Below are 20,449 nucleotides of genomic sequence, written 5' to 3' on the forward strand. Positions count from 1 at the left end.
GGGCCGTCGGCCATACCGGGCCGGCGGCTATGTCAGTTATGAATTACTTGCTGCCGCGGCGACGCAGCCCGTCGAAGTAAACAATGATGATGATCAGTGCGCCGGTGATGACACGTTGCCAGAAGGCGTTGACGTTGAGCAGGTTGGCGCCGTTGTTGATGGTCGCCAGGATAAAGGCGCCGAGCAGCGGCCCGTGCACGGAGCCGACCGCGCCGAACAGCGAGGTACCGCCGATGACCGACGATGCGATCGCCTGCAGTTCCCAGCCCTCGGCCTGGGTCGGATTGCCGATGCCGATGCGCGAAGCGAGCAGCACGCCGACGAACGCCGCGCAGAGACCCGACAGCGTGTAGGCCATGAAGATGGTGCGCTGGACGCTGACGCCAGACAGGCGCGAGGCCTCGGCATTCGAGCCGACCGAGAACAGGTACCGGCCCCAGCGGCTGTGATGCAGGAAGACATAGGCGGGTATGCCGACCAGAAGGACCATCCAGAACAGATTGGGAATGCCGAGGAAGGAATTGCGCGAGAATTCCTGGAAGGCGTCGTCGTTGATCGAGATTGAATTGCCGTTGGTTATCAAAAGGCCAATGCCGCGCAGCGAGGTCAGCGTTGCCAGCGTGATGATGAAGGGCGGCAAGCCCATCTTGACGATGCCGAAGCCATGAAACAGGCCAATGGCGACGCCGACCAGCAAGGTGAGCAGAACGGCCAGCAGAACCGGCACGCCGGCATTGATCAGCATCGCCACGATGACGGTGGTGAAGCCGACCACGGCGCCAACGGAAAGGTCGATGCCGCCGGTGATGATGACGAAGGTCTGTCCGACCGCGAGGATCGCGATCATTGAACCCTGGCGCAGCAGGTTCGAGATGTTGTTGGCCGTCGCGAAGCTTGATGTCGAGAACGATAGGATAACCCACAGCAGCACCAGCAAGGCCAGAAGCGTCAGCCCGAACAGGGCGTTGTAGTTGCGCTTCGGTTTTTCGGCAGGAATCGCCTCGGTGCTCATGTCTGTCCTCCCAGCTTTTCTTGTTTCTCGGCGAGCGCTTGTGTCAGAATTTCCTCGTGATCGGCGGTGCGGAACCCGTGCGTGGCCACCAGCTTGCCGCGCCGGAACACGTGCAGCGTGTCGGCGAGTTCGTAGACTTCCGGCAGGTAGGACGAGATCAGGATGATGCCGGCGCCCTTGGACAGGAGCGCGCTGAACAGGCGGTAGATCTCCGCTTTGGTGCCGACATCGACGCCGACCGTCGGCTCGTCGAAGATGAACAGCCTGGCGCCATGAGCCAGCCACTTGCCGATGACGATCTTCTGCTGGTTGCCGCCCGACAGGCTGGAGGCCAAAGCGCCGCGGCTCGGGGTCTTGATCCTGAGATCGGCGATCTGGCGGTCCGCCTCGGCCTTTTCCTTCACGTTGGAAATCAGCAGATTGTTCGAAATGCGCTTGTAGATCGGCAGATTGAGGTTGAGGCCAACCGGCAGATTGAGGCACAGGCCCTGGTCGCGGCGGCTTTCCGGCGCCAGCGCCATGCCGAGCTTGATCGCGTCATGCTCGGAGTTGATCTGGACCGGCTTGCCGTCCCAGAAAATCTGGCCGGCCGACTTGCGGTGGCGGCCATAGACCGTGGTCACGAACTCGCTGCGCCCGGCGCCGATCAGTCCGTAGAGGCCGACGATTTCGCCGGCGCGGACGGTCATCGACACGTTCTCGAAGCCCTTGCCGGAGAGGTTCCTGGCTTCCAGGAGCGCCGCGCCCGGCGTGAAGTGCTCCTTGTGGTAGATCTGTTCGATGGAGCGGTTGATCATCATCCTGACCAGTTCCGCGTCGTTGGTCTCGGTGATTTTCCTGGTCCCGACCAGCATGCCGTCGCGCAGCACCGAGACGCGGTCGGCAAGCTCGAACACTTCCTCCATGCGATGACTGATGTAGATGATCGTCACGCCTTCGCTCTTCAGCCGGCGGATCAGCGTGAAAAGCTGGTCGGCCTCCTTGCGGGTGAGATAGGCGGTCGGCTCATCGAAGATCAGGAACTTGGTGCCGCGCACGGTGGCGCGGGCGGCGGCAATCAGCTGTTGCTGGCCAATGGTAAGGTCACCGAGCGCGACATGCGCCGGCAGGTCGAAGCCGAGATCGTCGATGATCTTCTGTGCTTCCCTGACCATGGATCGCTGCTGCAGGATGCCGAAGCGGGAGCTCTCCTCGCCAAGGAACATGTTGGCTGCGACCGTCAGGTGGCGGCAGAGCACGACCTCCTGGTGCACGGCGTTGATGCCCAGCGCCATCGCCTCATAAGGCGTGGCTAGCGCGGTCGGCCGGCCTTCCCAGATGAGGTCGCCGGAGGTGCGCGGCATGACGCCGGTCAGAAGCTTGATGAGTGTCGATTTGCCGGCGCCGTTCTCGCCGACGATGGCGTGGATTTCACCCGCCTTGAAGGCGAGATCCACAGGCTTCAGCGCATGGGTGCCGGGATAGCGTTTTTCCAACCCGCGCAGTTCGAGGATCGTCCTGCCGGGCTCCAGCACAGGGGCCGGATGCGTTTCCTGCGCCGTTGACGTCATGACAATCCTCCCAGATTGGTCTCACGATTGGCACGCGGCGAGGCCGTGACACGCCCGCTGGAGCAGCCTAGCCCAAGCCGGCGGATTTCCAAGCGGCTTATGCCTGGTGTTTCCGGGGCGACGAGGCCCCGGAAACCGGTGTGCATGCCGATGCTCAGTTGAGCTTCGGGTTGAGCAGCGCGTCGATCTTGGGTTCTTTCATGTTGGCCTTGGTCACCAGATTGGCGCCAGTGTCGACATTGGCTTCGACCTTCTCGCCCTTGGAGGCGGCCAGCGCGGTCTTGATGCCGTCATAGCCCATCCGGTACGGATCCTGGACGACGAGGCCGGAAATGACGCCGTCATTGAGGAACTTGATCAGCTTCTCGTCGCTGTCGAAGCCGATCAGGGCCAGCTTGCCGGCAAGCTTGTTCTCGGCCACGGCCTGGCCAACGCCCTGCGCCATGATCAGGTTGGAGGCGAAGATACCCTTGAGGTCGGGATTGGCGGTGATCAGGTCAGTCGCGATGTTGAGGCCGGTAGTGGCCTGGCCATCGGCATATTTGTCGGCGACCAGCGTGAGGCCGGGATATTTTGCCTTGAGCTCTTCCTTGAAGCCCTGTGCGCGCTGTTCGAGCGAGCCAGCGCCTGGAAGTGCCGTGATCAGCGCAACCTTGCCTTCGACCTTGCCGCCATTGGCGGCGCCGATGGCCGCGGCGAGACCGTCAGCGGCGACGCGTCCGCCCTGGACGTTGTCGGTGGTCAGGAACGAGGTGAAGGCCTTGGAGTCGGCGCCGGAATCGATGCCGATGACCTTGACCTTGGTGGCGGCCTCATCGATCGGCTTGCCGAGTGCCTTGAACTCGGTCGGCGAGATGACGACGGCGGCCGGGTTGCCGGCAACGGCGTTTTCAAGGATCGAGATCTGGCCGTTGACGTCGGTTTCAGCCTGTGCGCCGAGTTCCGGAACGTTAACGCCGAGGTCCTTGCCGGCCTTGCGGGCGCCGGCCAGGACGATCTGCCAGTAGAATGACGTGGTGTCCTTGACGATGATCGGAATGGTCACGTCCGCGGCCGAAGCCGGGGCCGAGTGCATCACGCCGGCAAGCATGGAGGCGGCCGCAAGAGCCACGACCGCGCGGCGGTTGAGAATGTTGGTGACGAATTTCATAGGTTTCCTCCCTAAGTCGCCCGGTGAACGTTACGGAAGCTCCATTCGGATAGGCGTGGCCCAAACAGAACTTTATCAATAAAAAACATTTACCGCATTTTGATAGTGCATCGGTTCGGGCGATGCAAGCGGTGTTTCGTATCGCCTCCGGCCTCCGAACTGTCGTTTCCGCTTCATCGACACTCGAAGAACTTCCGTATCCGTTCTGGAGAAGCATGGAATATTAATTCCATGCTTCAGTCAATATGGAACATACATTCTTCTCGTATTCGTGAAGCCGTCTCCCGGGCGGATTGACCCGTCCAAATCAGGCCAGGTGCTGCACGACCGTGTGGGGGGCGTACTTTGCGAACTCTGTTTCCGGGATCTCGAGGTCAAGCAGTTCAAGGTTCCGCGTCAGATTGGTGGCTTTGGCCGTGCCCGTCAGCACGGTGGCGACCACGGGCTCGCGCAACGGGAACTGGAAAGCCGCGGCCGCAAGCGGATAGCCGCCATCGCCTGCGATCTTTTCCATCGTGTCGACGCGGTGCAGGATATCCTCGGTAGCCGGCATATAATCGAAATGCGCGCCAGCCACTGGACCAGTTGCCAGAATGCCGGAATTGAAGACGCCGCCGATGACCAGCGATGTCTGTCGTTCGCGGCACAGCGGCAGCAATTCTGATTCCGCGCTGCGGTCCAGCAGCGAGTAGCGGCTGGCCAGGAGAATGCAATCGAGCGGCGCCCTTCGCATCACGTCGAGGCAGATCTTCACCTCGTTGACGCCCAGCCCATAGGCTGAGATGGCGCCGGACGACTTGAGTTCCTCCAGCGCCTTCAGCCCGCCATCCATCAACTGGCGAAAGTGCAGCTTGGTCTTCTCGATGCCGTGCGTGTAGGCGCCGATGTCATGCACGTATAGTATATCGACCTTGTTGAGGCCGAGCCGCGCATAGCTGAAATCGACCGAGCGCATGATGCCGTCATAGGAATAGTCGTAATCGACGGCGAAGGGCAGCGGATCGACATAGGAGTGATCGGGAACCTGGTCCTCGGGAACGGGCCGGAACAGGCGGCCGACCTTGGTGGAAAGCACATAGGAATCGCGCGGCTTGTAGCGCAGGAAATCACCGAAGCGCCGTTCGGAGAGACCGAAGCCGTAGAAGGGCGCGGTGTCGAAATAGCGTAAGCCCGCGTCCCAGGCGCCCTGCAGCGTTTCCATCGCCGCCTCGCGCGGACAGGCGCGGTAGAGACCGCCGAGCGCGGCGCCGCCGAAGCTGACTTCGGTAACCTCGAGCGCCGTCCTGCCGATGCGGCGTTTCTCCATGCAAGCCTCCCGTGCCCCGGCCGCAGTCTGGCCTGTCGATCTTTTGTCGTCGTCAATCAGATTTAGAGCGTGGCTCCGAGGTGCCAAGGCACGAACTCGTTGTCGCCATAGCCGAAATCCTCGCTCTTGGTCTTGCGGCCGGAAGCCGTCTCGACGATGAGCTCGAATATCTCGCGGCCCATGCCGGCGATGGTCTTCTCGCCCGAGGCAATGACGCCGCAGTTCACGTCCATGTCCTCTTCCATGGTGTGATACATGGTCGAATTGCTGGCGACCTTGATCGACGGCGTCGGCCGGCAGCCGAAGCAGGAGCCGCGACCGGTTGTGAAGACGATGACGTTGGCGCCGCCGGCCACCTGGCCGGTCGCCGAAACCGGATCGTAGCCGGGCGTGTCCATGAACACGAGGCCGTGGCCGGTGACCTTCTCGGCATAGCCGAACACACCGTTAAGCGGGGTCTGGCCACCCTTGGCCACCGCGCCCAGTGACTTCTCCAGGATGGTGGTCAGGCCGCCGCGCTTGTTGCCGGGCGAGGGGTTGTTGTCGATCGATGCGCCATGCTTGGCGACGTGATCCTCCCACCATTTCACGAAGCCGTCGAGCTTCTGGGCGATCTCCGGCGTTGCCGCGCGATAGGCGAGCAGATGCTCGGCGCCATAGATCTCCGTCGTCTCGGAGAGGATGCCGATGCCGCCGGCGTCGGCGAGGATGTCGACGGCCGCGCCTAGCGCCGGATTGGCGGTGATGCCGGACATGCCGTCGGAGCCGCCACATTGCAGGCCGACGATGATTTCGCTGACCGGGATCGGTTCGCGCTGCAACTGGCCGACCTCCTCGGCGATCTCAGCCAGCACGCCCATCGCCTTCTCGACCGATTTGCGCGAACCGCCGGCGTCCTGGATGTTGAAATGGCGCTTTCCGGCTGCCGCGCCCTTCTGGCCGTAGAGGGTGAGCTGGTTGACCTCGCAGCCGAGCCCGACCATCAGCACGCCGCCGAAATTCGGATGGCGAGTGTAGCCGGCGAGCGTCCGGTGCAGCACCATCATGCCGTCACCGGTGCCGCTCATGCCGCAGCCCTGGCCGTGGACGATGGGAACGAAGCCGTCGATGCCGGGATATTTAGGCAGCAACGTGCGGTTGGCCTGGTCGGCGATGGCGTGGCAGACGGTAGCCGAGCAGTTGACGCTGGCGATGATGCCGATGAAGTTGCGGGTGCCGGCACGGCCATCGGCGCGGCGGTAACCCATGAAGGTACGGGCGCGGTCGGCCTCGGTGGCGTGCACGGCCTCGGTCGGCGGCACCACCGGCAAACGTCCGGACTCGAACACCAGATTGTGCGAATGGACGTGCTCGCCGGGCGCGATGTCCTGCGTGGCGCGCCCGATCGCCTGCGCGTATTTCACCACCGCCGCGCCGGCGGCGATCGGCTTGATCGCCACCTTGTGGCCGGGCTCGATCAGGGCGGTGGCAACCGCGCCGCCGGGCAGCACCGTTCCGATCTCGATGCGGCCATTGGCAACAGCGACATTGTCGGCGGGAGACAGAAGAATGCTGTTCGAGGCGTTCACGGGCGGTTTCCTGGGTAATCCTGGGATGCGCGGTCGGATTGACACGCGCCTGTTAAGAAGTAATGTCTTTTATCGTGAAAAAACATTTTTGCGTCAATTGTTTTTTCAAGGGAGCGCCGTGCGCCCATACGGATGCGCGGAGGATCAGGCACTGGGCCTGCGCGTGAGCCGAAAAGCGATTTTGCTTTTGTGGGTCATGCGCTAGGAGCATCCGCAATATCGCGCTTCAAACCGGCCGCCGCAAGCGCCGGGGGCGCAACGGGGCAGGGATGTCGAAGAGCAACAACGTTTACAAGGACGCCTACAATCGCTGCCTGCGGTTGCTGGACGAAACCCGCAGCCTGCCTTCCGAGCCGGAACTGGGCACGCTGCTTGGCGTTAGCCGCACCACCGTGCGCACCATTCTCGCGCGCATGGAAGAGACGGGCCTGATCGCCTGGAACAAGCGCGCCAAGACGGTGCTGCGCGCACCGCGCCCGGACGACTTCTTTCCCGAGGAAGAAACCGATTCGCTGGCCGAGATCATCGAGCGCAGCTTCATGCGTCGCCTGCTGGCCAGTGGCGCCGAGGCCGGCATGCAGATCAACGAACTCGAACTGGCCCGCGAAATCGGCGTCGGCACCACCAGCGTGCGCGAATTCCTGATCCGCTTTTCCCGTTTCGGCCTTATCGAGAAGCGGCGCAACAGCCATTGGGTGCTGAAGGGTTTTACGCGAGCCTTCGCGCTGGAGCTGACCGAGATTCGCGAGATGTTCGAACTGCGCTCGGCAGCCGCCTTCGCCGGCTTGCCAGAAGACAGCCCGGTATGGGCCGATCTCGACAGGCTGGAGGACGAGCATCGCCTGCTGGCGCGCGAGATCACCACCCGCTTCAACGAGTTCTCGGAACTGGACGAGCGCTTTCACCGGTTGATCCACCGCGCGTCGCACAACCGCTTCATCGTCGACTTCTACGACGTCATCGCCATGATCTTCCACTACCACTACCAGTGGAACAAGGCGCAGGAGCGCGAGCGCAACGAGGTGGCCGTTAGCGAGCATCTGGCCTATATCGCGGCGCTCAAGTCACGCGATCTCGGCAAGGTCGACGCCGCCTGCCGCAAGCATCTGAAGTCGGCGCGCCAGACGCTCCTGACGTCGATTCCAGAGGCCGGCAGCCGGCCAAGGCCCTGAAGCGCGTGTGACGCTTCAGGTTTTGTTCCAAGCATGTCGTTATCCCAAAACCGCTGCGCACTTTTGGGCGACATGCTGTAATCGCGCCGCGTTGCCGCAGCGATGATTTGGCGATTTTCCGATTGTCGCGCCCGTGATAGATATTTTCCGTGGTTGCTTGAAGAGGCGGTTGGGTTGAACATCCGGGGGAGACGGCGGAGCATGCCGGTCGCGCTTGTCGCGGCCTATCTGCTGCTGCTCCAGTCGGTGCTCGGCGCGTTTGCCTTCGGCACCGGGCCGAGTGCCTCGCAACTCGACGCCTTCGGCAACGTCATCTGTACCCATGAGGGGGCAGCCGAGCTCCCCGTCGGCGATCAGCACCCCGCGCATATGCCGGCATGCTGCATGCTTGGCTGCAGCATGGTTTCTCAGGCCCATGCGCCGCCGCCTGAGAGCGGCATGGCGCTGGCCAGCCTTTCTTTCGAGACGGTCGCCTTCGTATTCCCGGCGATTGTGCATCTCGACTTCGCGCGCGAGCGCTCGCCGTCGAACCCGCGCGCTCCGCCGGTTCCGGCCTGAGCCCATTCGTCCCGTGGAACCTTTCGCGGGACCCCGCATCCAACAATCGAAACCATTCGCGACCGATCATCGGCGCGATCCCGTATTCATGGAGCTACCCATGTCCCATTCTTTCAAGGCCGCCGCGCATGCGCTCGTCTTCGGCCGCCACGGCGCCTTTCCGCGCAGTTTCGAAGAGCGTCTCGGCATCACCATTTTCGTTCTCGCCCTCCTGTTCGTCAGCGCCCAGGGCGTGCTGGCGCACGGGTTCAAGGTCGGTGATCTCGAGATCGAGCATCCGTGGTCGCGCGCCACGCCGGCCGGCGCCAAGGTGGCCGGCGGCTATTTCACCATCATCAACAACGGCATCGCGCCGGACCGGCTTCTGTCGATTTCCTCCGATGTCTCGGACAAGGCGGAACTGCATGAGATGTCGGTGAAGGACGGCGTCATGACCATGCGACCGGTTACCGATAGCCTGGAAATTCCGGCCGGCGGCAAGGTCGCGCTGGCGCCCGGCGGCTACCACCTGATGTTCATCGGCCTGAAGCGGCAACCGAAGCAGGGCGAAAAGTTTTCGGCCACACTGACTTTCGAGAAGGCCGGCGCTGTCACGGTCGAGTTCGCCGTGGAAGGCATGGGCGAGACGGGGAGCATGGATCACGCCGACTGAGCGGCACCGATCCTGTCACATCCGCAAATTCGAAATCTGAGGGACCATCATGAACAAATATTTTCTGGCAGCCGGTGCGCTGCTCGCGCTCGGCACCAACGCTGCTTTCGCCCACATCACGCTTGAAACCCAGGAAGCGGCGGTTGGATCGACCTACAAGGCAATCTTACGCGTACCGCATGGCTGCGACGGCAAGGCGACGACCGCCGTGCGCGTGCAGATCCCGGAAGGGGTGATCGCGGTGAAGCCGATGCCGAAGCCCGGCTGGACGCTGCAGACCAAGAAGGGCAAATACGACAAGTCCTATCAGCTCTACGGTCAGGCGGTGACCGACGGCGTCAAGGAGATCGACTGGAGCGGCGGCAATCTGCCCGACGAATTCTACGACGAGTTCGTCTTCCGTGGCACACTGACGGCGGACCTGCCGGTCGGCCAGAAGCTCTACTTCCCGGTAGTGCAGGAGTGTGAGGGGGCCACAGATCGCTGGATCGAGATACCGGCGGCCGGACAGGATGAGGACGCGCTGGAGACCCCGGCGCCCGGCATCAAGCTCCTGCCCAGGAAATGATTTTGGACGGCGCGCTTCAGTCAACGGAGCGCGCCGCTCATCTGCGGTGATGACATGAGCGCGACATTCCTCCTGCAAAAGATCCATACGACCGGCTGTAGTGCCGGCCGTGCGTCTTTTGGCGTGCTGTTCGCGTTTCTATTGCTTGTGGCGGTAATGCTGCCGGACCGAGCCTTCGCCCATGCCGCGCTGATCACGACCGAGCCGGCTGACGGCGCTGTCCTGGAACAGAGCCCGGCGCAATTCTCGCTGACCTTCAGCGAACCGGTGTCGCCGCTGGTGCTGACCCTGGTCAAGCCCGACGGCACGCCGGTTGCCCTGACCAGTTTCCGTCTCACCGACCAGACCGTCGCAATCGACAACCCGCAAACGCTCGGGGCGGGCACGCACGTCCTGAGCTGGCGGGTGATTTCCGCCGATGGCCATCCGGTCGGCGGCTCGTTCTTGTTTTCCGTCGGCGCGGCCACCGAGCCGCCCGCCGTGTCCGAGGCCGTCGACTGGAGGCTGCGATCGGCGATCTGGATCGGCAAGGTCTTTCTCTACATCGGGCTTTTCCTGGGCGTCGGCGGCGCCTTCGCGCTTGCCTGGCTGGCTGGCGGTGGACGCTCGGGCCAGCGTTTCGCCATCGCCGCCATCCTGTGCGGGCTGGTCGCGGCACCCCTGTCGCTCGGGTTTCAGGGGCTCGACGCGCTAGGCGCGCCATTCGCCCGGCTGGCGCAACCGCTGATCTGGCGGACCGCGCTCGGAACCAGTTTCGGCTGGACGGCGCTGGTCTCGCTGATGGCACTGGGGCTCGGCCTGTTGTCGTTGGTGGGGCCGCGCGCCGCAGCCAAGCTGGTTGCCCTGGCTGGGCTGATTGGGGTCGGCGTCGCCCTCGCCGCCAGCGGGCACGCAAGTGCCGCCGAGCCGCAATGGCTGACGCGGCCGATGGTGTTCCTGCATGGCGCAGGCATCGCCTTCTGGGCCGGGGCGCTGGTGCCGCTTGGCCTGGCACTGATGCGAAAGCGGGCAGAGGCGAGAGTTTTCCTGCACCGGTTTTCGCGGACGATCCTGCCTGTCGTGGCCGTGCTGGCGGTTGCCGGTATCGTGCTGGCCGTCATCCAGGTGCAGACACTCTCGGCGCTGGTCGACACCGCCTATGGCAGGCTGCTGCTGATCAAGCTGGCGCTGCTGCTCTGCCTTTTCGCGCTCGCTGCTTTCAACCGCTGGAGGCTTACCGGCCCGACTGAAGCGGGAGACGCAAAAGCGCAAAAAAACCTTGCTCGCTCGACGGGCATCGAGATGCTGATCGTGCTGGCCATCTTCGGCGTTGCGGCCGGTTGGCGCTTCACGCCGCCGCCGCGCGCGCTGGCGATCGCGGCGGCACAGCCGGCATCGGTGCATATCCATACGCTGAAGGCGATGGCCGATCTCAGCATCACGCCCGGCCACGCAGGCACAGTTGCCGCCTCGATCGTCATCATGACCGGCGATTTCGGACCGCTCGACGCCAAGGAAGTTACGCTGGTGCTGTCGAAACCCGATTCCGGTATCGAGCCGTTGAAGCGCCCGGCGACAAAACCGGGAGATGGCAGCTGGCGCGTCGATAATCTGGTGATCCCGGTGCCGGGCCGATGGACGGCGCGGGTCGACATTCTGGTCTCGGACTTCGATATCGTGAAGATCGAAGCGCCCATCGACATCAGACCGTGATGCTCTATATCGCCCGCTTACGGCGCGGCGGTTGACGCAGGCACGAAGGCCCGTCAATCATCACGGGGAAATGGCATCGCCCAGTCGCGGGCTTCAACGAAAAAGATCCGAAAGCAGGGAAGAAACGATGGAAAAAGCCGAAATCGGCCTGATCGGCCTTGGCACGATGGGTTCCAACCTGGCGCTCAACATTGCCGAGCACGGGCATCGCATTGCCGTCTTCAACCGCACTAAGTCACGCACCGACGCTTTCGTCGAGAATGCCGGCGCGCTCAAGGATATGGTGGTTCCCTGCTACAGCCTTGAGGAACTCGCCGCCGCGATCAAGCCGCCGCGACCGGTCATCATCATGGTACTGGCCGGCGCACCGGTCGACGAACAGATCGCGGCACTGCGCGGCGTTCTGTCAGCCGAAGACATCGTCATCGATGCCGGCAACGCCAATTTCCGCGACACGATGCGGCGCTTCTCCGATCTTTCAGGCTCGGGCCTCACCTTCATCGGCATGGGCGTGTCCGGCGGCGAGGAAGGTGCACGCCATGGCCCGTCGATCATGGTCGGCGGCACGGAAGACTCCTGGAAGCGCGTCGAGAAGGTGCTGACCGCGATCTCCGCCAAGTTCAAGGACGAGCCCTGCGCCGCGTGGCTTGGCACCGACGGCGCCGGCCATTTCGTCAAGACCATTCACAATGGCATCGAATATGCCGACATGCAGATGATCGCCGAGATATACGGTATCCTGCGCGATGGGCTCGGCATGGGGCCGAAGGACATCGGCACGGTGTTTTCCAATTGGAACAAGGGCCGGCTCAATTCCTACCTGATCGAGATCACCGCCAAGGTGCTCGCCGCCGACGATCCGAAAACCGGCAAGCCGGTGGTCGACATCATCCTCGACCGCGCCGGCCAGAAGGGCACCGGCAAATGGTCGGTGATCGAGGCGCAGCAACTCGGCATTCCGGCGACTGCGATCGAGGCGGCGGTGGCGGCGCGTGTGCTGTCATCGATCAAGGACGAACGGCAGGCGGCGGAAAAAGCCTATGGTAATATCGGCGTGACGAAGATTTCCGGTGACAAGGATGCCCTGCTCAAGGACCTTGAGCTGGCGCTGTTCGCCGGCAAGATCGCCGCCTATGCGCAAGGGTTCGCGGTGATGAGCGGCGCCTCTAAAGAGTTCCACTGGAACCTGCCGATGCCGACCATTGCCAAGATATGGCGCGCCGGCTGCATCATCCGCTCGCAGATGCTCGACACGATGGCTGAGGCCATCGGCAAGGGCGGCGCTTCCACCAATCTGCTGATGGCGCCGGCCTTCATCACCATGATGCGGGAGGCGCATCCATCGCTGCGGCGCGTGGTGGCCAAGGCTTCGGAGGCAGGTGCGCCGGTGCCTGCGCTATCTTCCGCACTTGCCTATTTTGACAGCTATCGCCAAGGGCGCGGCACCTCGAACCTCATCCAGGCGCAGCGCGACTTCTTCGGCGCACACGGCTTCGAGCGCATTGGCGAACAGGGCGCGTTCCATGGCCCGTGGGGGAGCGGCGCGGCGAGTTAATCCGCGCCGCGAGCGGCGAGAACTTCGCTCGGCACGCTCAGGCTTTGCAAGGTGCCGGGCGCGGCGCCGCCGATCCAGCCCAGCACGGAGCGGGCAAGTTCGGCGCCGGCCAGCCGAAAATCCTCGTTGACGACCAGCAATTCCCTGCGGAACAGGTGCAGCAGGTCTGAAGACTGCTTGGACACGACATCGACGTCACGGCCAAGCTTGAGGCCGGCATCCTCGATGCCTGCGACGATGGCGAGCGTCGCGGCGGCGCCGCTGCTGACAAAACCGTCGGGCCGGTTCTCGCGGCGCAGCACCTGCGCGGTCCGCATTCTGATCTGATCGATGGAATGGTCGATCGAAACCGTGTTGAACGGGATTTCGCTGGCGCCGACCTCGTTCAATGCGTCGGCAAAACCGTTCACCGTATGGCCGTGATAGGTCAGCCCGACTGGTGGCGCCAGCAGAGCGAGCCTGCGGCGTCCCATGCCGGCCAGGCACCGCACCGCCTCGGCCGCGAAGGCGTAATTGTCGAAATCATGATAGGGGTGGATGAGCCCCATATCGGTGCGGCCATGCGTGGCAAAGGGTATGCCGCGCTCCAGCAAATAGCGGGCCCTGGGATCGTTTGGCTGCGTGCGTGAGATGATGACGCCGTCGGCGGATCCGGTCTCCACCAGATAGCGTATGGGATCCAGCGGATCCTGCGAGCGCGAGTAGGGCGTGACGATCAGGTGGTAGGGTGTGTCTGCAATGACTTCCGAGACGCCATAGATGATGTCCGAGACGAAGCTCATGATCTCATGCTCGGTGTTGAGCACGAGGCTGATGACGTTGGTCTTGCCGGTGCGCAGACGCACGCCAGCGCGGTTCGGCCTATAGCCGATCTGCCTGGCGACGAGTTGGACGCGCCGTTTGGTCTCGGCGCCGATTTCAGGCGCGTCCTTCAAGGCGCGGGACACGGTGGTGACGGCGAGCCCTGTCATGAAGGCAAGCGTCTTCAGCGTCGGCCGGCTCTGTGCCGCTGCTTCGTCGTCCTTGTCTGCCTGATGCCTGTCCATTGTTCCCGCCTCGTCAGGCGCATTAGCAGCCGGCGCGCGGACCGGCAATCGCCGACGTCGCTGCAAAACGCGACTCTTCGCCTGACAAGGCGCTAATATACTGAAACGTTACAGGTTGTCACTGCGGTCGAGCAAAGGATCGCGGCGGGGAGACAGGATCGGCCACGCCAGGTTCAGCAGAAAACCGTTGAGAATCAGCGGCGAACCGCGCTCAGCCCCATCCTTTGCCGGCTTTCGTGCATTGCAGCATCATTTTGCAATGCAACTTGTCATGTTGCGGCGCATAGGAAGGGAGCCAGTCGAATGAATTTGTTCGCGGCTCGAAAAAATATCAGGCCGCTTTCAGGCCGAGGGTTGCGCACCCAAAACAATTGCCGTATCAAAAATCTGTAACGTTTCAGATTCTGGGAGGAACCGAAATGCGATACAAACTCACGACTGCCGCGCTGGCAGCGACGGCGGCGCTGCAGTTCGCCGGTCCGGCGGCGGCGACGGACCTGGAAATCACCCATTGGTGGACCTCGGGCGGCGAAGCGGCGGCGGTCGCGGAATTCGCCAAGGCGTTCGACGCCACCGGCAATCATTGGGTGGACGGCGCCATCGCCGGCTCGGGCGACACGGCGCGGCCAATCATGATCAGCCGCATCACCGGTGGCGACCCGATGGGCGCGACGCAGTTCAACCACGGCCGCCAGGCCGAGGAACTGGTGAAGGCCGGCCTGATGCGCGACCTGACCGATCTCGCCAACAAGGAACACTGGAAAGACGTCATCCGCCCGGCGAGCCTTCTCACCGAATGCACGGTGGACGGCAAGGTCTACTGCATCCCGGTCAATATCCATTCCTGGCAGTGGCTGTGGCTCTCCAGCAAGGCGTTTGCCGATGCCGGCGTGCCGGTGCCGAAGAACTGGGCTGAATTCGTCGCGGCTGCACCCGCGCTCGAGAAGGCCGGCAAGGTGCCGCTCGCGGTCGGCCAGCAGGCCTGGCAGACATCAGGCGCCTTCCAGGTGCTGATGGTGGCGATCGGCGGGCCTGACATCTACAAGAAGGTCTATGGCGACAAGGACGCCAAGGTCGCCGGCGGGCCGGACGTCGCCAAGGTGTTCAAGGCGGCCGACGACGCGCGCAAGATGTCGGCGAAGTCCAAGGTGCAGGACTGGAACCAGGCGACCAATCTGGTCATCACCGGCCAGGCCGGCGGCCAGATCATGGGTGACTGGGCGCAAGGCGAATTCCAGCTGGCCGGCCAGGTCGCCGGCAAGGACTACAACTGCCTGCCGGGTCTCGGCGTCAACGCCGTCATCCAGACGGGTGGTGACTCCTTCTACTTCCCGCTGCTCAAGGATCCGGAAAAGTCCAAGGCGCAGGAAGTGCTGGCCTCGACCATGCTGTCGCCGGCAACGCAGGTTGCCTTCAACCTGAAGAAAGGCTCGCTGCCGGTTCGCGGCGATGTCGATCTCAACGCCGCCAATGACTGCATGAAGAAGGGTCTGGACATCCTGGCCAAGGGCAACACCATTCCCGACACCAACCAGCTGATGACCGAGGATTCGCTGACCCAGGTCAACGACCTGTTCGCCGAGTTCTTCGCAACGCCGACGATGACGCCCGAGGACGCGCAGAAGCGCTTTGCCGACATCGTCGCCAAGGCCGATTGACGGGGCAACCCGCATCGACACTCCGGCCCTTTGTGCGGGCCGGAGGGAAGCCGCAACGCGATCCGATCCGGTGAGGCGCATCCGATGACCGAACAGACTGCCAGGCGGCCCAGCCGTTTGTTTCGCAATCTCAACGCCAAGATCGCGTCGATCCCGATGATCCTCAATGCGCTGGTCATCTTCCTCGGCGGCACGATCTGGACGATCGTCTATTCCTTCACCGACTCCAGGCTGCTGCCGCGACTGAACTTCGTCGGCCTCGACCAGTACCGCCGGCTCTGGGTAACGCCGCGCTGGCTGGTCGCGGTTGAGAACCTGGCCATCTACGGCGCCTGCATGCTGGTTTTCTCGCTGGTCATCGGTTTCCTGCTGGCGGCGCTGCTCGATCAGAAGATCCGCTTCGAGGATACGTTGCGCACCATCTTCCTCTATCCCTTCGCGCTGTCCTTCATTGTCACCGGGCTGGTCTGGCAGTGGATTCTCAATCCGAATTTCGGCGTCCAGCATGTGGTGCGTTCACTCGGCTGGACGAATTTCGCTTTCGATCCGCTCTATGATTCCAGCATCGTCATCTACGGCATCCTGATCGCCGCTCTCTGGCAAGGCACGGGGCTAGTCATGTGCCTGATGCTGGCCGGACTGCGCGGCATCGACGAGGACATCTGGAAGGCGGCGCGGGTGGACGGAATACCCACCTGGAAGACCTACGTCTTCATCATCATCCCGATGATGCGGCCGGTGCTGATCACCACGCTGGTCATCATCGCCGCCGGCATCGTCAAGGTCTACGATCTGGTTGTCGCCCAGACCAGCGGTGGCCCCGGCATCTCGTCGGAAGTGCCGGCGAAGTATGTCTATGAATACATGTTCCACGCCCAGAATCTCGGCCAGGGTTTTGCCGCCTCGACCATGATGCTGCTCTCGGTGGTCATCGTCATCGTGCCATGGGCCTATCTCGAATTCGGGCGGCGCAAATGAGTGTGGCAAACACCACTGCCGGTTCGCCCCGGGATGTCACGGGGCCTTACGGTCCGAAGCCGCGCCGCATGTTCTCGCGCCGCAACATCTTCCTCTACGGCACGCTTTTCGTCGTGGCGGCCTACTACCTGCTGCCGCTCTATGTGATGGTCGTCACCTCGCTCAAGGGCATGCCGGAGATCCGGCTCGGCAACATCTTCTCGCCGCCGCTCGAGATCACCTTCGAGCCCTGGGTCAAGGCCTGGTCGACCGCTTGCACCGGTCTCAACTGCGACGGACTTTCGCGCGGCTTCTGGAATTCGGTGCGCATCACCGTGCCGTCGGTGTTCCTGTCGATCGCCATCGCGTCGGTCAACGGCTATGCGCTCGCCAACTGGCGCTTCAAGGGCGCGGACTTCTTCTTCACCATCCTGATCGTCGGAGCCTTCATTCCCTATCAGGTGATGATCTATCCGATCGTCATCGTGCTGCGCGAGATCGGCCTCTACGGCTCCATCTGGGGCTTGGTCCTGGTGCACTCGATCTTCGGCATGCCGATCCTGACGCTGTTGTTCCGAAACTACTTCTCCTCGATGCCGGAGGAACTGTTCCGGGCTGCGCGCGTCGACGGCGCCGGCTTCTGGGGCATCTATTTCCGCATCATGCTGCCGATGTCGCTGCCGATCTTCGTCGTCGCCATCATCCTGCAGGTGACCGGCATCTGGAACGACTTCCTGTTCGGCGTCATCTACACCAAGCCCGACACCTACCCGATGACAGTGCAGCTCAACAACATCGTCAATTCGGTGCAGGGCGTGAAGGAATACAACGTCAACATGGCCGCGACCCTGATCACCGGCCTGGTGCCGCTGATCGTCTATTTCGTGTCAGGAAAATTGTTCGTGCGCGGCATTGCCGCCGGCGCGGTAAAGGGTTGACGGCAATGGGTACCAGCGTTTCGATCCAGGACCTGTCGCTGAATTTCGGCGCGGTGACCGTGCTGCAGACCCTCAATCTCGATGTCGCCGACGGCGAGTTCATCGTGCTGCTCGGCCCCTCCGGCTGCGGCAAGTCGACCTTGCTCAACTGCATTGCCGGCCTGCTCGATGTCTCGCAAGGCCGCATCTTCATCAAGGGCAAGAACGTCACCTGGGAGGAGCCGAAGGACCGAGGCATCGGCATGGTGTTCCAGTCCTATGCGCTCTATCCGCAGATGACGGTGGAGAAGAACCTGTCCTTCGGTCTGCGCGTCGCCGGCACGCCGAAGAACGAGATCGCCAAGCGCATCGCGCGTGCCGCCGAAATCCTGCAGATCGAGCCGCTTTTGCAGCGCAAGCCGGCCGCGCTCTCCGGCGGCCAGCGCCAGCGCGTGGCGATCGGGCGGGCGCTGGTACGCGACGTCGATGTCTTCCTGTTCGACGAGCCGCTTTCCAATCTTGACGCCAAGCTGCGGGCGGAACTGCGTGTCGAGATCAAGCTGCTGCACCGCAAGCTGCAAAATACCATGATCTACGTCACCCACGACCAGATCGAGGCGATGACACTGGCCGATCGCATCGCGGTGATGAAGGGCGGCGTTATCCAGCAGCTCGATGCGCCGCAGACGATCTACAACCGCCCGGTCAACCGCTTTGTCGCCGGCTTCCTCGGCTCGCCCGCCATGAATTTCCTCGATGGCCAGTTGGATGCGGGCGGCGGCCCAGTGTTCAAGACCGGCAATGTCGCGGTGCCGCTTGACCGCTATGCCTTCGAAGGCAATGGCGGCAGCCGCGTCGGCCCTTGCGTTTTCGGTATAAGGCCAGAGCACATCGCCTTCGGCGAGGCGGCAAATACCATGCCCTTCGCCACCGATGCCGAGGTCGAGATCGTCGAGCCGATGGGCTCCGACACGCTGGTGTGGACGAAGCTCGGCAATCATAATTTTTCCTTCCGCGTCGAGGCGGAAAGAATGCTGCGCAATGGCGATCCGATCAGGATCGGCTTCGATCCCGCCCGCGCTTCGCTGTTCGACACCCAATCCGGCAACCGCATGTAACTCCCAAGTATAATCCATCCCCAAGCAGAACGGACAGACACGATGAACTGGTCATTCCAACTCTACAGCGCCCGCAATTTCCAACCCTGGGAAGGCGTGCTCAAGACGCTCGGCAAGCTCGGCTATACCCAGGTCGAAGGCTTTGGCGGCGTCTATGATGATCCCAAGGCATTCCGCGCCGAACTCGACAAGAACGGGTTGGCCATGCCGACCGGGCATTTCTCGATCGACGCGCTGGAGAACGATTTTGACGGCGTGCGCAAGACAGCCGATGCGCTCGGCATCACGCTGCTGATCTGTCCCTATCTGGTGGCCGAGGCCAGGCCATCCGACATGGCCGGCTGGCGCGGTTTTGGTGAACGACTGGCCAAGGTCGGCGACGCGGCAAAAAAGGCCGGTTATGGCTTTGCCTGGCACAACCATGATTTCGAGTTCAAGAAACTCGCCGACGGCTCGGTGCCGCAGGATATTATCTTCGCCTCCGCGCCCGATATTGGCTGGGAGATGGACGTCGCCTGGGTGGTGCGCGGCGGCGACGATCCGCTGCCCTGGATCGAGAAGCACGGCAAGCGCATCAGCGCCGTGCATGTGAAGGACATTGCCAAGCCAGGCGAGGGTGCGGACGAGGATGGCTGGTCGGATGTCGGCCACGGCACGATCGACTGGGTCGGCCTGATCAAGACGCTGCGCTCCAACAGTGCCGCCAAATACTACATCATGGAACAGGACAATCCCAACGACATCGAGCGCTTCGCCCGCCGTTCGATCGCGGCCGCCAAGGCCTACTAGGAGCAACCAGCATGGCAAAGAAACTTGGCATTGGCGTCATCGGCTGCGGCAACATCTCGAAGGCGTATTTTTCGCTGGCGCCGCTGTTTCGCGGCATCGAGATGCGTGCTTGCGCGGACATCAACATGGATGCGGCGAAAGCGCGGGCGAAGGAATTCAGCCTGCGCGCCGAGACGGTCGAGGACCTGCTCAAGGCTGATGATATCGACATCGTCGTCAACCTGACCATTCCGGCCGTGCATTACGAGGTGTCGAAGCAGATCCTCGATGCCGGCAAGCATGTCTATTCGGAAAAGCCTTTCGTGCTGTCGGTCAAGGAGGGGCTCGACCTGAAGAAGCGCGCCGAGGCTAGGGGATTGCGCATCGGCTCGGCGCCCGACACATTCCTTGGCGGCGCGCATCAGCTGGTGCGCGACCTCATCGACACCGGCAAGCTCGGCAAGATAACCAGCGGCACCTGTTACGTGATGAGCCACGGCATGGAGCACTGGCACCCCAACCCCGACTTCTTCTTTCAGCCGGGGGCTGGTCCGGTGCTCGATGTCGGCCCCTACTACATCACCAATCTGATCCAGCTGATCGGACCGGTGAAACAGGTGGCGGCCTTCGCCTCGATCCCGGCCAAGGAGCGCACGATTTCCTCGAAGCCGCGCGCGGGCGAGAGAGTTCCGGTCAACACGCCAACGACGATCCACGGCGTGATGGAGTTCGAGAATGGCGCGGTGGTGACGCTCAACGCCAGCTGGGACGTCTGGGCCCATGGCCACGCGCCGATGGAACTCTATGGCGAAGAGGGCACGGTGTTCGTCCCCGATCCGAACTTCTTCGGCGGTGATGTGCGCTTCACCGAGGCGGCCAAGCCGGTCAAGAAACTGCCGAAATGGAAGCATCCGCTTGGCGTGCCCAACGAGATGCATGGGCATGGCATGATGGCCAACTACCGCACCGCCGGTCTCGCCGACATGGCGCTGGCGATCGTCGAAGGCCGCGCGCATCGCTGCTCGATGGAACTGGCGCTGCACGCAGTCGATGTCATGACCGGCATCTTGCGCTCGGGCGAGACCGGCAAGTTCGTCGCCATGCAGACCACTTGCGAGCGGCCTGCCGCACTTGGCGTGAAGGCAGCCAAGGAACTGCTGGCGAAGAAGAAGTAGGCCACATGCTTCAACCCTCTCCCCGTT

Annotated in this window: 19 protein-coding genes; 13 read left to right on the forward strand and 6 right to left on the reverse strand. The window is 62.9% G+C overall.

The genetic code is table 11. From position 1 onward, the window contains the following. Window positions 1-43: 43 nt before the first annotated feature. The 5 genes from LGH82_RS24575 to LGH82_RS24595 all read right to left on the reverse strand — a co-directional run bounded on the left by LGH82_RS24575 (window position 44) and on the right by LGH82_RS24595 (window position 6,586). On the reverse strand, window positions 44-1,012 hold the full coding sequence (locus tag LGH82_RS24575; protein WP_227345214.1) for an ABC transporter permease: 969 nt from the start codon (window positions 1,010-1,012) through the stop codon (window positions 44-46). Further along, window positions 1,009-2,562, reverse strand: coding sequence for a sugar ABC transporter ATP-binding protein (locus tag LGH82_RS24580; protein WP_227345215.1), 1,554 nt, complete (start codon window positions 2,560-2,562; stop codon window positions 1,009-1,011). Before LGH82_RS24580 ends, LGH82_RS24575 begins: the two co-directional genes overlap by 4 nt. A gap of 154 nt (window positions 2,563-2,716) precedes the next feature. After that, window positions 2,717-3,712: an ABC transporter substrate-binding protein gene (locus LGH82_RS24585; RefSeq protein ID WP_227345216.1), complete on the reverse strand. Its 996-nt coding sequence runs from the start codon at window positions 3,710-3,712 to the stop codon at window positions 2,717-2,719. 307 nt (window positions 3,713-4,019) lie between these two features. Beyond that, window positions 4,020-5,018 (reverse strand): aldo/keto reductase, encoded by a 999-nt coding sequence (locus tag LGH82_RS24590; protein WP_227345217.1) that lies wholly within the window; start codon window positions 5,016-5,018, stop codon window positions 4,020-4,022. Between the two features lie 62 nt (window positions 5,019-5,080). Next, on the reverse strand, window positions 5,081-6,586 hold the full coding sequence (locus tag LGH82_RS24595) for a UxaA family hydrolase (protein WP_227345218.1): 1,506 nt from the start codon (window positions 6,584-6,586) through the stop codon (window positions 5,081-5,083). Between LGH82_RS24595 and LGH82_RS24600 the strand changes: the two genes are divergently transcribed. The 7 genes from LGH82_RS24600 to gndA all read left to right on the forward strand — a co-directional run bounded on the left by LGH82_RS24600 (window position 6,567) and on the right by gndA (window position 12,783). Continuing rightward, window positions 6,567-6,791: a hypothetical protein gene (locus LGH82_RS24600; protein ID WP_227345219.1), complete on the forward strand. Its 225-nt coding sequence runs from the start codon at window positions 6,567-6,569 to the stop codon at window positions 6,789-6,791. The genes LGH82_RS24595 and LGH82_RS24600 overlap by 20 nt on opposite strands. 64 nt (window positions 6,792-6,855) lie before the next feature. Next, window positions 6,856-7,758, forward strand: coding sequence for a GntR family transcriptional regulator (locus LGH82_RS24605; protein ID WP_227345220.1), 903 nt, complete (start codon window positions 6,856-6,858; stop codon window positions 7,756-7,758). 201 nt (window positions 7,759-7,959) lie between these two features. After that, window positions 7,960-8,316: a DUF2946 family protein gene (locus tag LGH82_RS24610; protein ID WP_227345221.1), complete on the forward strand. Its 357-nt coding sequence runs from the start codon at window positions 7,960-7,962 to the stop codon at window positions 8,314-8,316. 100 nt (window positions 8,317-8,416) lie between these two features. Next, window positions 8,417-8,968, forward strand: a complete 552-nt coding sequence (locus tag LGH82_RS24615; RefSeq protein ID WP_227345222.1) for a copper chaperone PCu(A)C — start codon at window positions 8,417-8,419, stop codon at window positions 8,966-8,968. A gap of 49 nt (window positions 8,969-9,017) precedes the next feature. Further along, a complete protein-coding gene (locus LGH82_RS24620) occupies window positions 9,018-9,536 on the forward strand; it encodes a YcnI family protein (protein ID WP_227345223.1) in 519 nt (172 codons plus the stop codon). Between the two features lie 156 nt (window positions 9,537-9,692). Continuing rightward, the gene (locus LGH82_RS24625) at window positions 9,693-11,228 is read left to right on the forward strand and encodes a copper resistance CopC/CopD family protein (protein WP_413771477.1); all 1,536 of its coding nucleotides are present in this window, start codon (window positions 9,693-9,695) and stop codon (window positions 11,226-11,228) included. Between the two features lie 127 nt (window positions 11,229-11,355). Continuing rightward, on the forward strand, window positions 11,356-12,783 hold the full coding sequence (gene gndA, locus LGH82_RS24630) for an NADP-dependent phosphogluconate dehydrogenase (protein ID WP_227345225.1): 1,428 nt from the start codon (window positions 11,356-11,358) through the stop codon (window positions 12,781-12,783). Here gndA and LGH82_RS24635 read toward each other — a convergent pair. Continuing rightward, a complete protein-coding gene (locus LGH82_RS24635; protein WP_227345226.1) occupies window positions 12,780-13,829 on the reverse strand; it encodes a LacI family transcriptional regulator in 1,050 nt (349 codons plus the stop codon). The genes gndA and LGH82_RS24635 overlap by 4 nt on opposite strands. Before the next feature lie 419 nt (window positions 13,830-14,248). On the opposite strand from LGH82_RS24635, the gene LGH82_RS24640 reads away from it, so the two are divergent. The 6 genes from LGH82_RS24640 to LGH82_RS24665 all read left to right on the forward strand — a co-directional run bounded on the left by LGH82_RS24640 (window position 14,249) and on the right by LGH82_RS24665 (window position 20,422). Beyond that, a complete protein-coding gene (locus LGH82_RS24640) occupies window positions 14,249-15,487 on the forward strand; it encodes an ABC transporter substrate-binding protein (protein ID WP_227345227.1) in 1,239 nt (412 codons plus the stop codon). Window positions 15,488-15,571: 84 nt separating this feature from the next. Further along, window positions 15,572-16,465, forward strand: coding sequence for a carbohydrate ABC transporter permease (locus LGH82_RS24645; RefSeq protein ID WP_227345228.1), 894 nt, complete (start codon window positions 15,572-15,574; stop codon window positions 16,463-16,465). Further along, window positions 16,462-17,382 (forward strand): carbohydrate ABC transporter permease, encoded by a 921-nt coding sequence (locus tag LGH82_RS24650; protein ID WP_227345229.1) that lies wholly within the window; start codon window positions 16,462-16,464, stop codon window positions 17,380-17,382. Before LGH82_RS24645 ends, LGH82_RS24650 begins: the two co-directional genes overlap by 4 nt. 5 nt (window positions 17,383-17,387) lie before the next feature. Continuing rightward, on the forward strand, window positions 17,388-18,479 hold the full coding sequence (locus tag LGH82_RS24655) for an ABC transporter ATP-binding protein (protein ID WP_227345230.1): 1,092 nt from the start codon (window positions 17,388-17,390) through the stop codon (window positions 18,477-18,479). A gap of 42 nt (window positions 18,480-18,521) precedes the next feature. After that, a complete protein-coding gene (locus LGH82_RS24660; RefSeq protein WP_227345231.1) occupies window positions 18,522-19,268 on the forward strand; it encodes a sugar phosphate isomerase/epimerase family protein in 747 nt (248 codons plus the stop codon). An 11-nt stretch (window positions 19,269-19,279) separates the two neighbouring features. Beyond that, on the forward strand, window positions 19,280-20,422 hold the full coding sequence (locus LGH82_RS24665) for a Gfo/Idh/MocA family protein (RefSeq protein WP_227345232.1): 1,143 nt from the start codon (window positions 19,280-19,282) through the stop codon (window positions 20,420-20,422). Window positions 20,423-20,449: the final 27 nt, after the last annotated feature.

The sequence above is a fragment of the Mesorhizobium sp. PAMC28654 genome (assembly GCF_020616515.1).
Lineage (GTDB): Bacteria > Pseudomonadota > Alphaproteobacteria > Rhizobiales > Rhizobiaceae > Mesorhizobium.

What these genes read in the sequence shown, in the direction of transcription:
- LGH82_RS24575 (WP_227345214.1), bottom strand. Translation starts at nt 1,012, where the DNA reads ATGAGCACCGAGGCGATTCCTGCCGAAAAACCGAAGCGCAACTACAAC.
- LGH82_RS24580 (WP_227345215.1), bottom strand. Translation starts at nt 2,562, where the DNA reads ATGACGTCAACGGCGCAGGAAACGCATCCGGCCCCTGTGCTGGAGCCC.
- LGH82_RS24585 (WP_227345216.1), bottom strand. Translation starts at nt 3,712, where the DNA reads ATGAAATTCGTCACCAACATTCTCAACCGCCGCGCGGTCGTGGCTCTT.
- LGH82_RS24590 (WP_227345217.1), bottom strand. Translation starts at nt 5,018, where the DNA reads ATGGAGAAACGCCGCATCGGCAGGACGGCGCTCGAGGTTACCGAAGTC.
- LGH82_RS24600 (WP_227345219.1), top strand. Translation starts at nt 6,567, where the DNA reads ATGCTGTTCGAGGCGTTCACGGGCGGTTTCCTGGGTAATCCTGGGATG.
- LGH82_RS24605 (WP_227345220.1), top strand. Translation starts at nt 6,856, where the DNA reads ATGTCGAAGAGCAACAACGTTTACAAGGACGCCTACAATCGCTGCCTG.
- LGH82_RS24610 (WP_227345221.1), top strand. Translation starts at nt 7,960, where the DNA reads ATGCCGGTCGCGCTTGTCGCGGCCTATCTGCTGCTGCTCCAGTCGGTG.
- LGH82_RS24615 (WP_227345222.1), top strand. Translation starts at nt 8,417, where the DNA reads ATGTCCCATTCTTTCAAGGCCGCCGCGCATGCGCTCGTCTTCGGCCGC.
- LGH82_RS24620 (WP_227345223.1), top strand. Translation starts at nt 9,018, where the DNA reads ATGAACAAATATTTTCTGGCAGCCGGTGCGCTGCTCGCGCTCGGCACC.
- LGH82_RS24625 (WP_413771477.1), top strand. Translation starts at nt 9,693, where the DNA reads ATGCTGCCGGACCGAGCCTTCGCCCATGCCGCGCTGATCACGACCGAG.
- gndA (WP_227345225.1), top strand. Translation starts at nt 11,356, where the DNA reads ATGGAAAAAGCCGAAATCGGCCTGATCGGCCTTGGCACGATGGGTTCC.
- LGH82_RS24635 (WP_227345226.1), bottom strand. Translation starts at nt 13,829, where the DNA reads ATGGACAGGCATCAGGCAGACAAGGACGACGAAGCAGCGGCACAGAGC.
- LGH82_RS24640 (WP_227345227.1), top strand. Translation starts at nt 14,249, where the DNA reads ATGCGATACAAACTCACGACTGCCGCGCTGGCAGCGACGGCGGCGCTG.
- LGH82_RS24645 (WP_227345228.1), top strand. Translation starts at nt 15,572, where the DNA reads ATGACCGAACAGACTGCCAGGCGGCCCAGCCGTTTGTTTCGCAATCTC.
- LGH82_RS24650 (WP_227345229.1), top strand. Translation starts at nt 16,462, where the DNA reads ATGAGTGTGGCAAACACCACTGCCGGTTCGCCCCGGGATGTCACGGGG.
- LGH82_RS24655 (WP_227345230.1), top strand. Translation starts at nt 17,388, where the DNA reads ATGGGTACCAGCGTTTCGATCCAGGACCTGTCGCTGAATTTCGGCGCG.
- LGH82_RS24660 (WP_227345231.1), top strand. Translation starts at nt 18,522, where the DNA reads ATGAACTGGTCATTCCAACTCTACAGCGCCCGCAATTTCCAACCCTGG.
- LGH82_RS24665 (WP_227345232.1), top strand. Translation starts at nt 19,280, where the DNA reads ATGGCAAAGAAACTTGGCATTGGCGTCATCGGCTGCGGCAACATCTCG.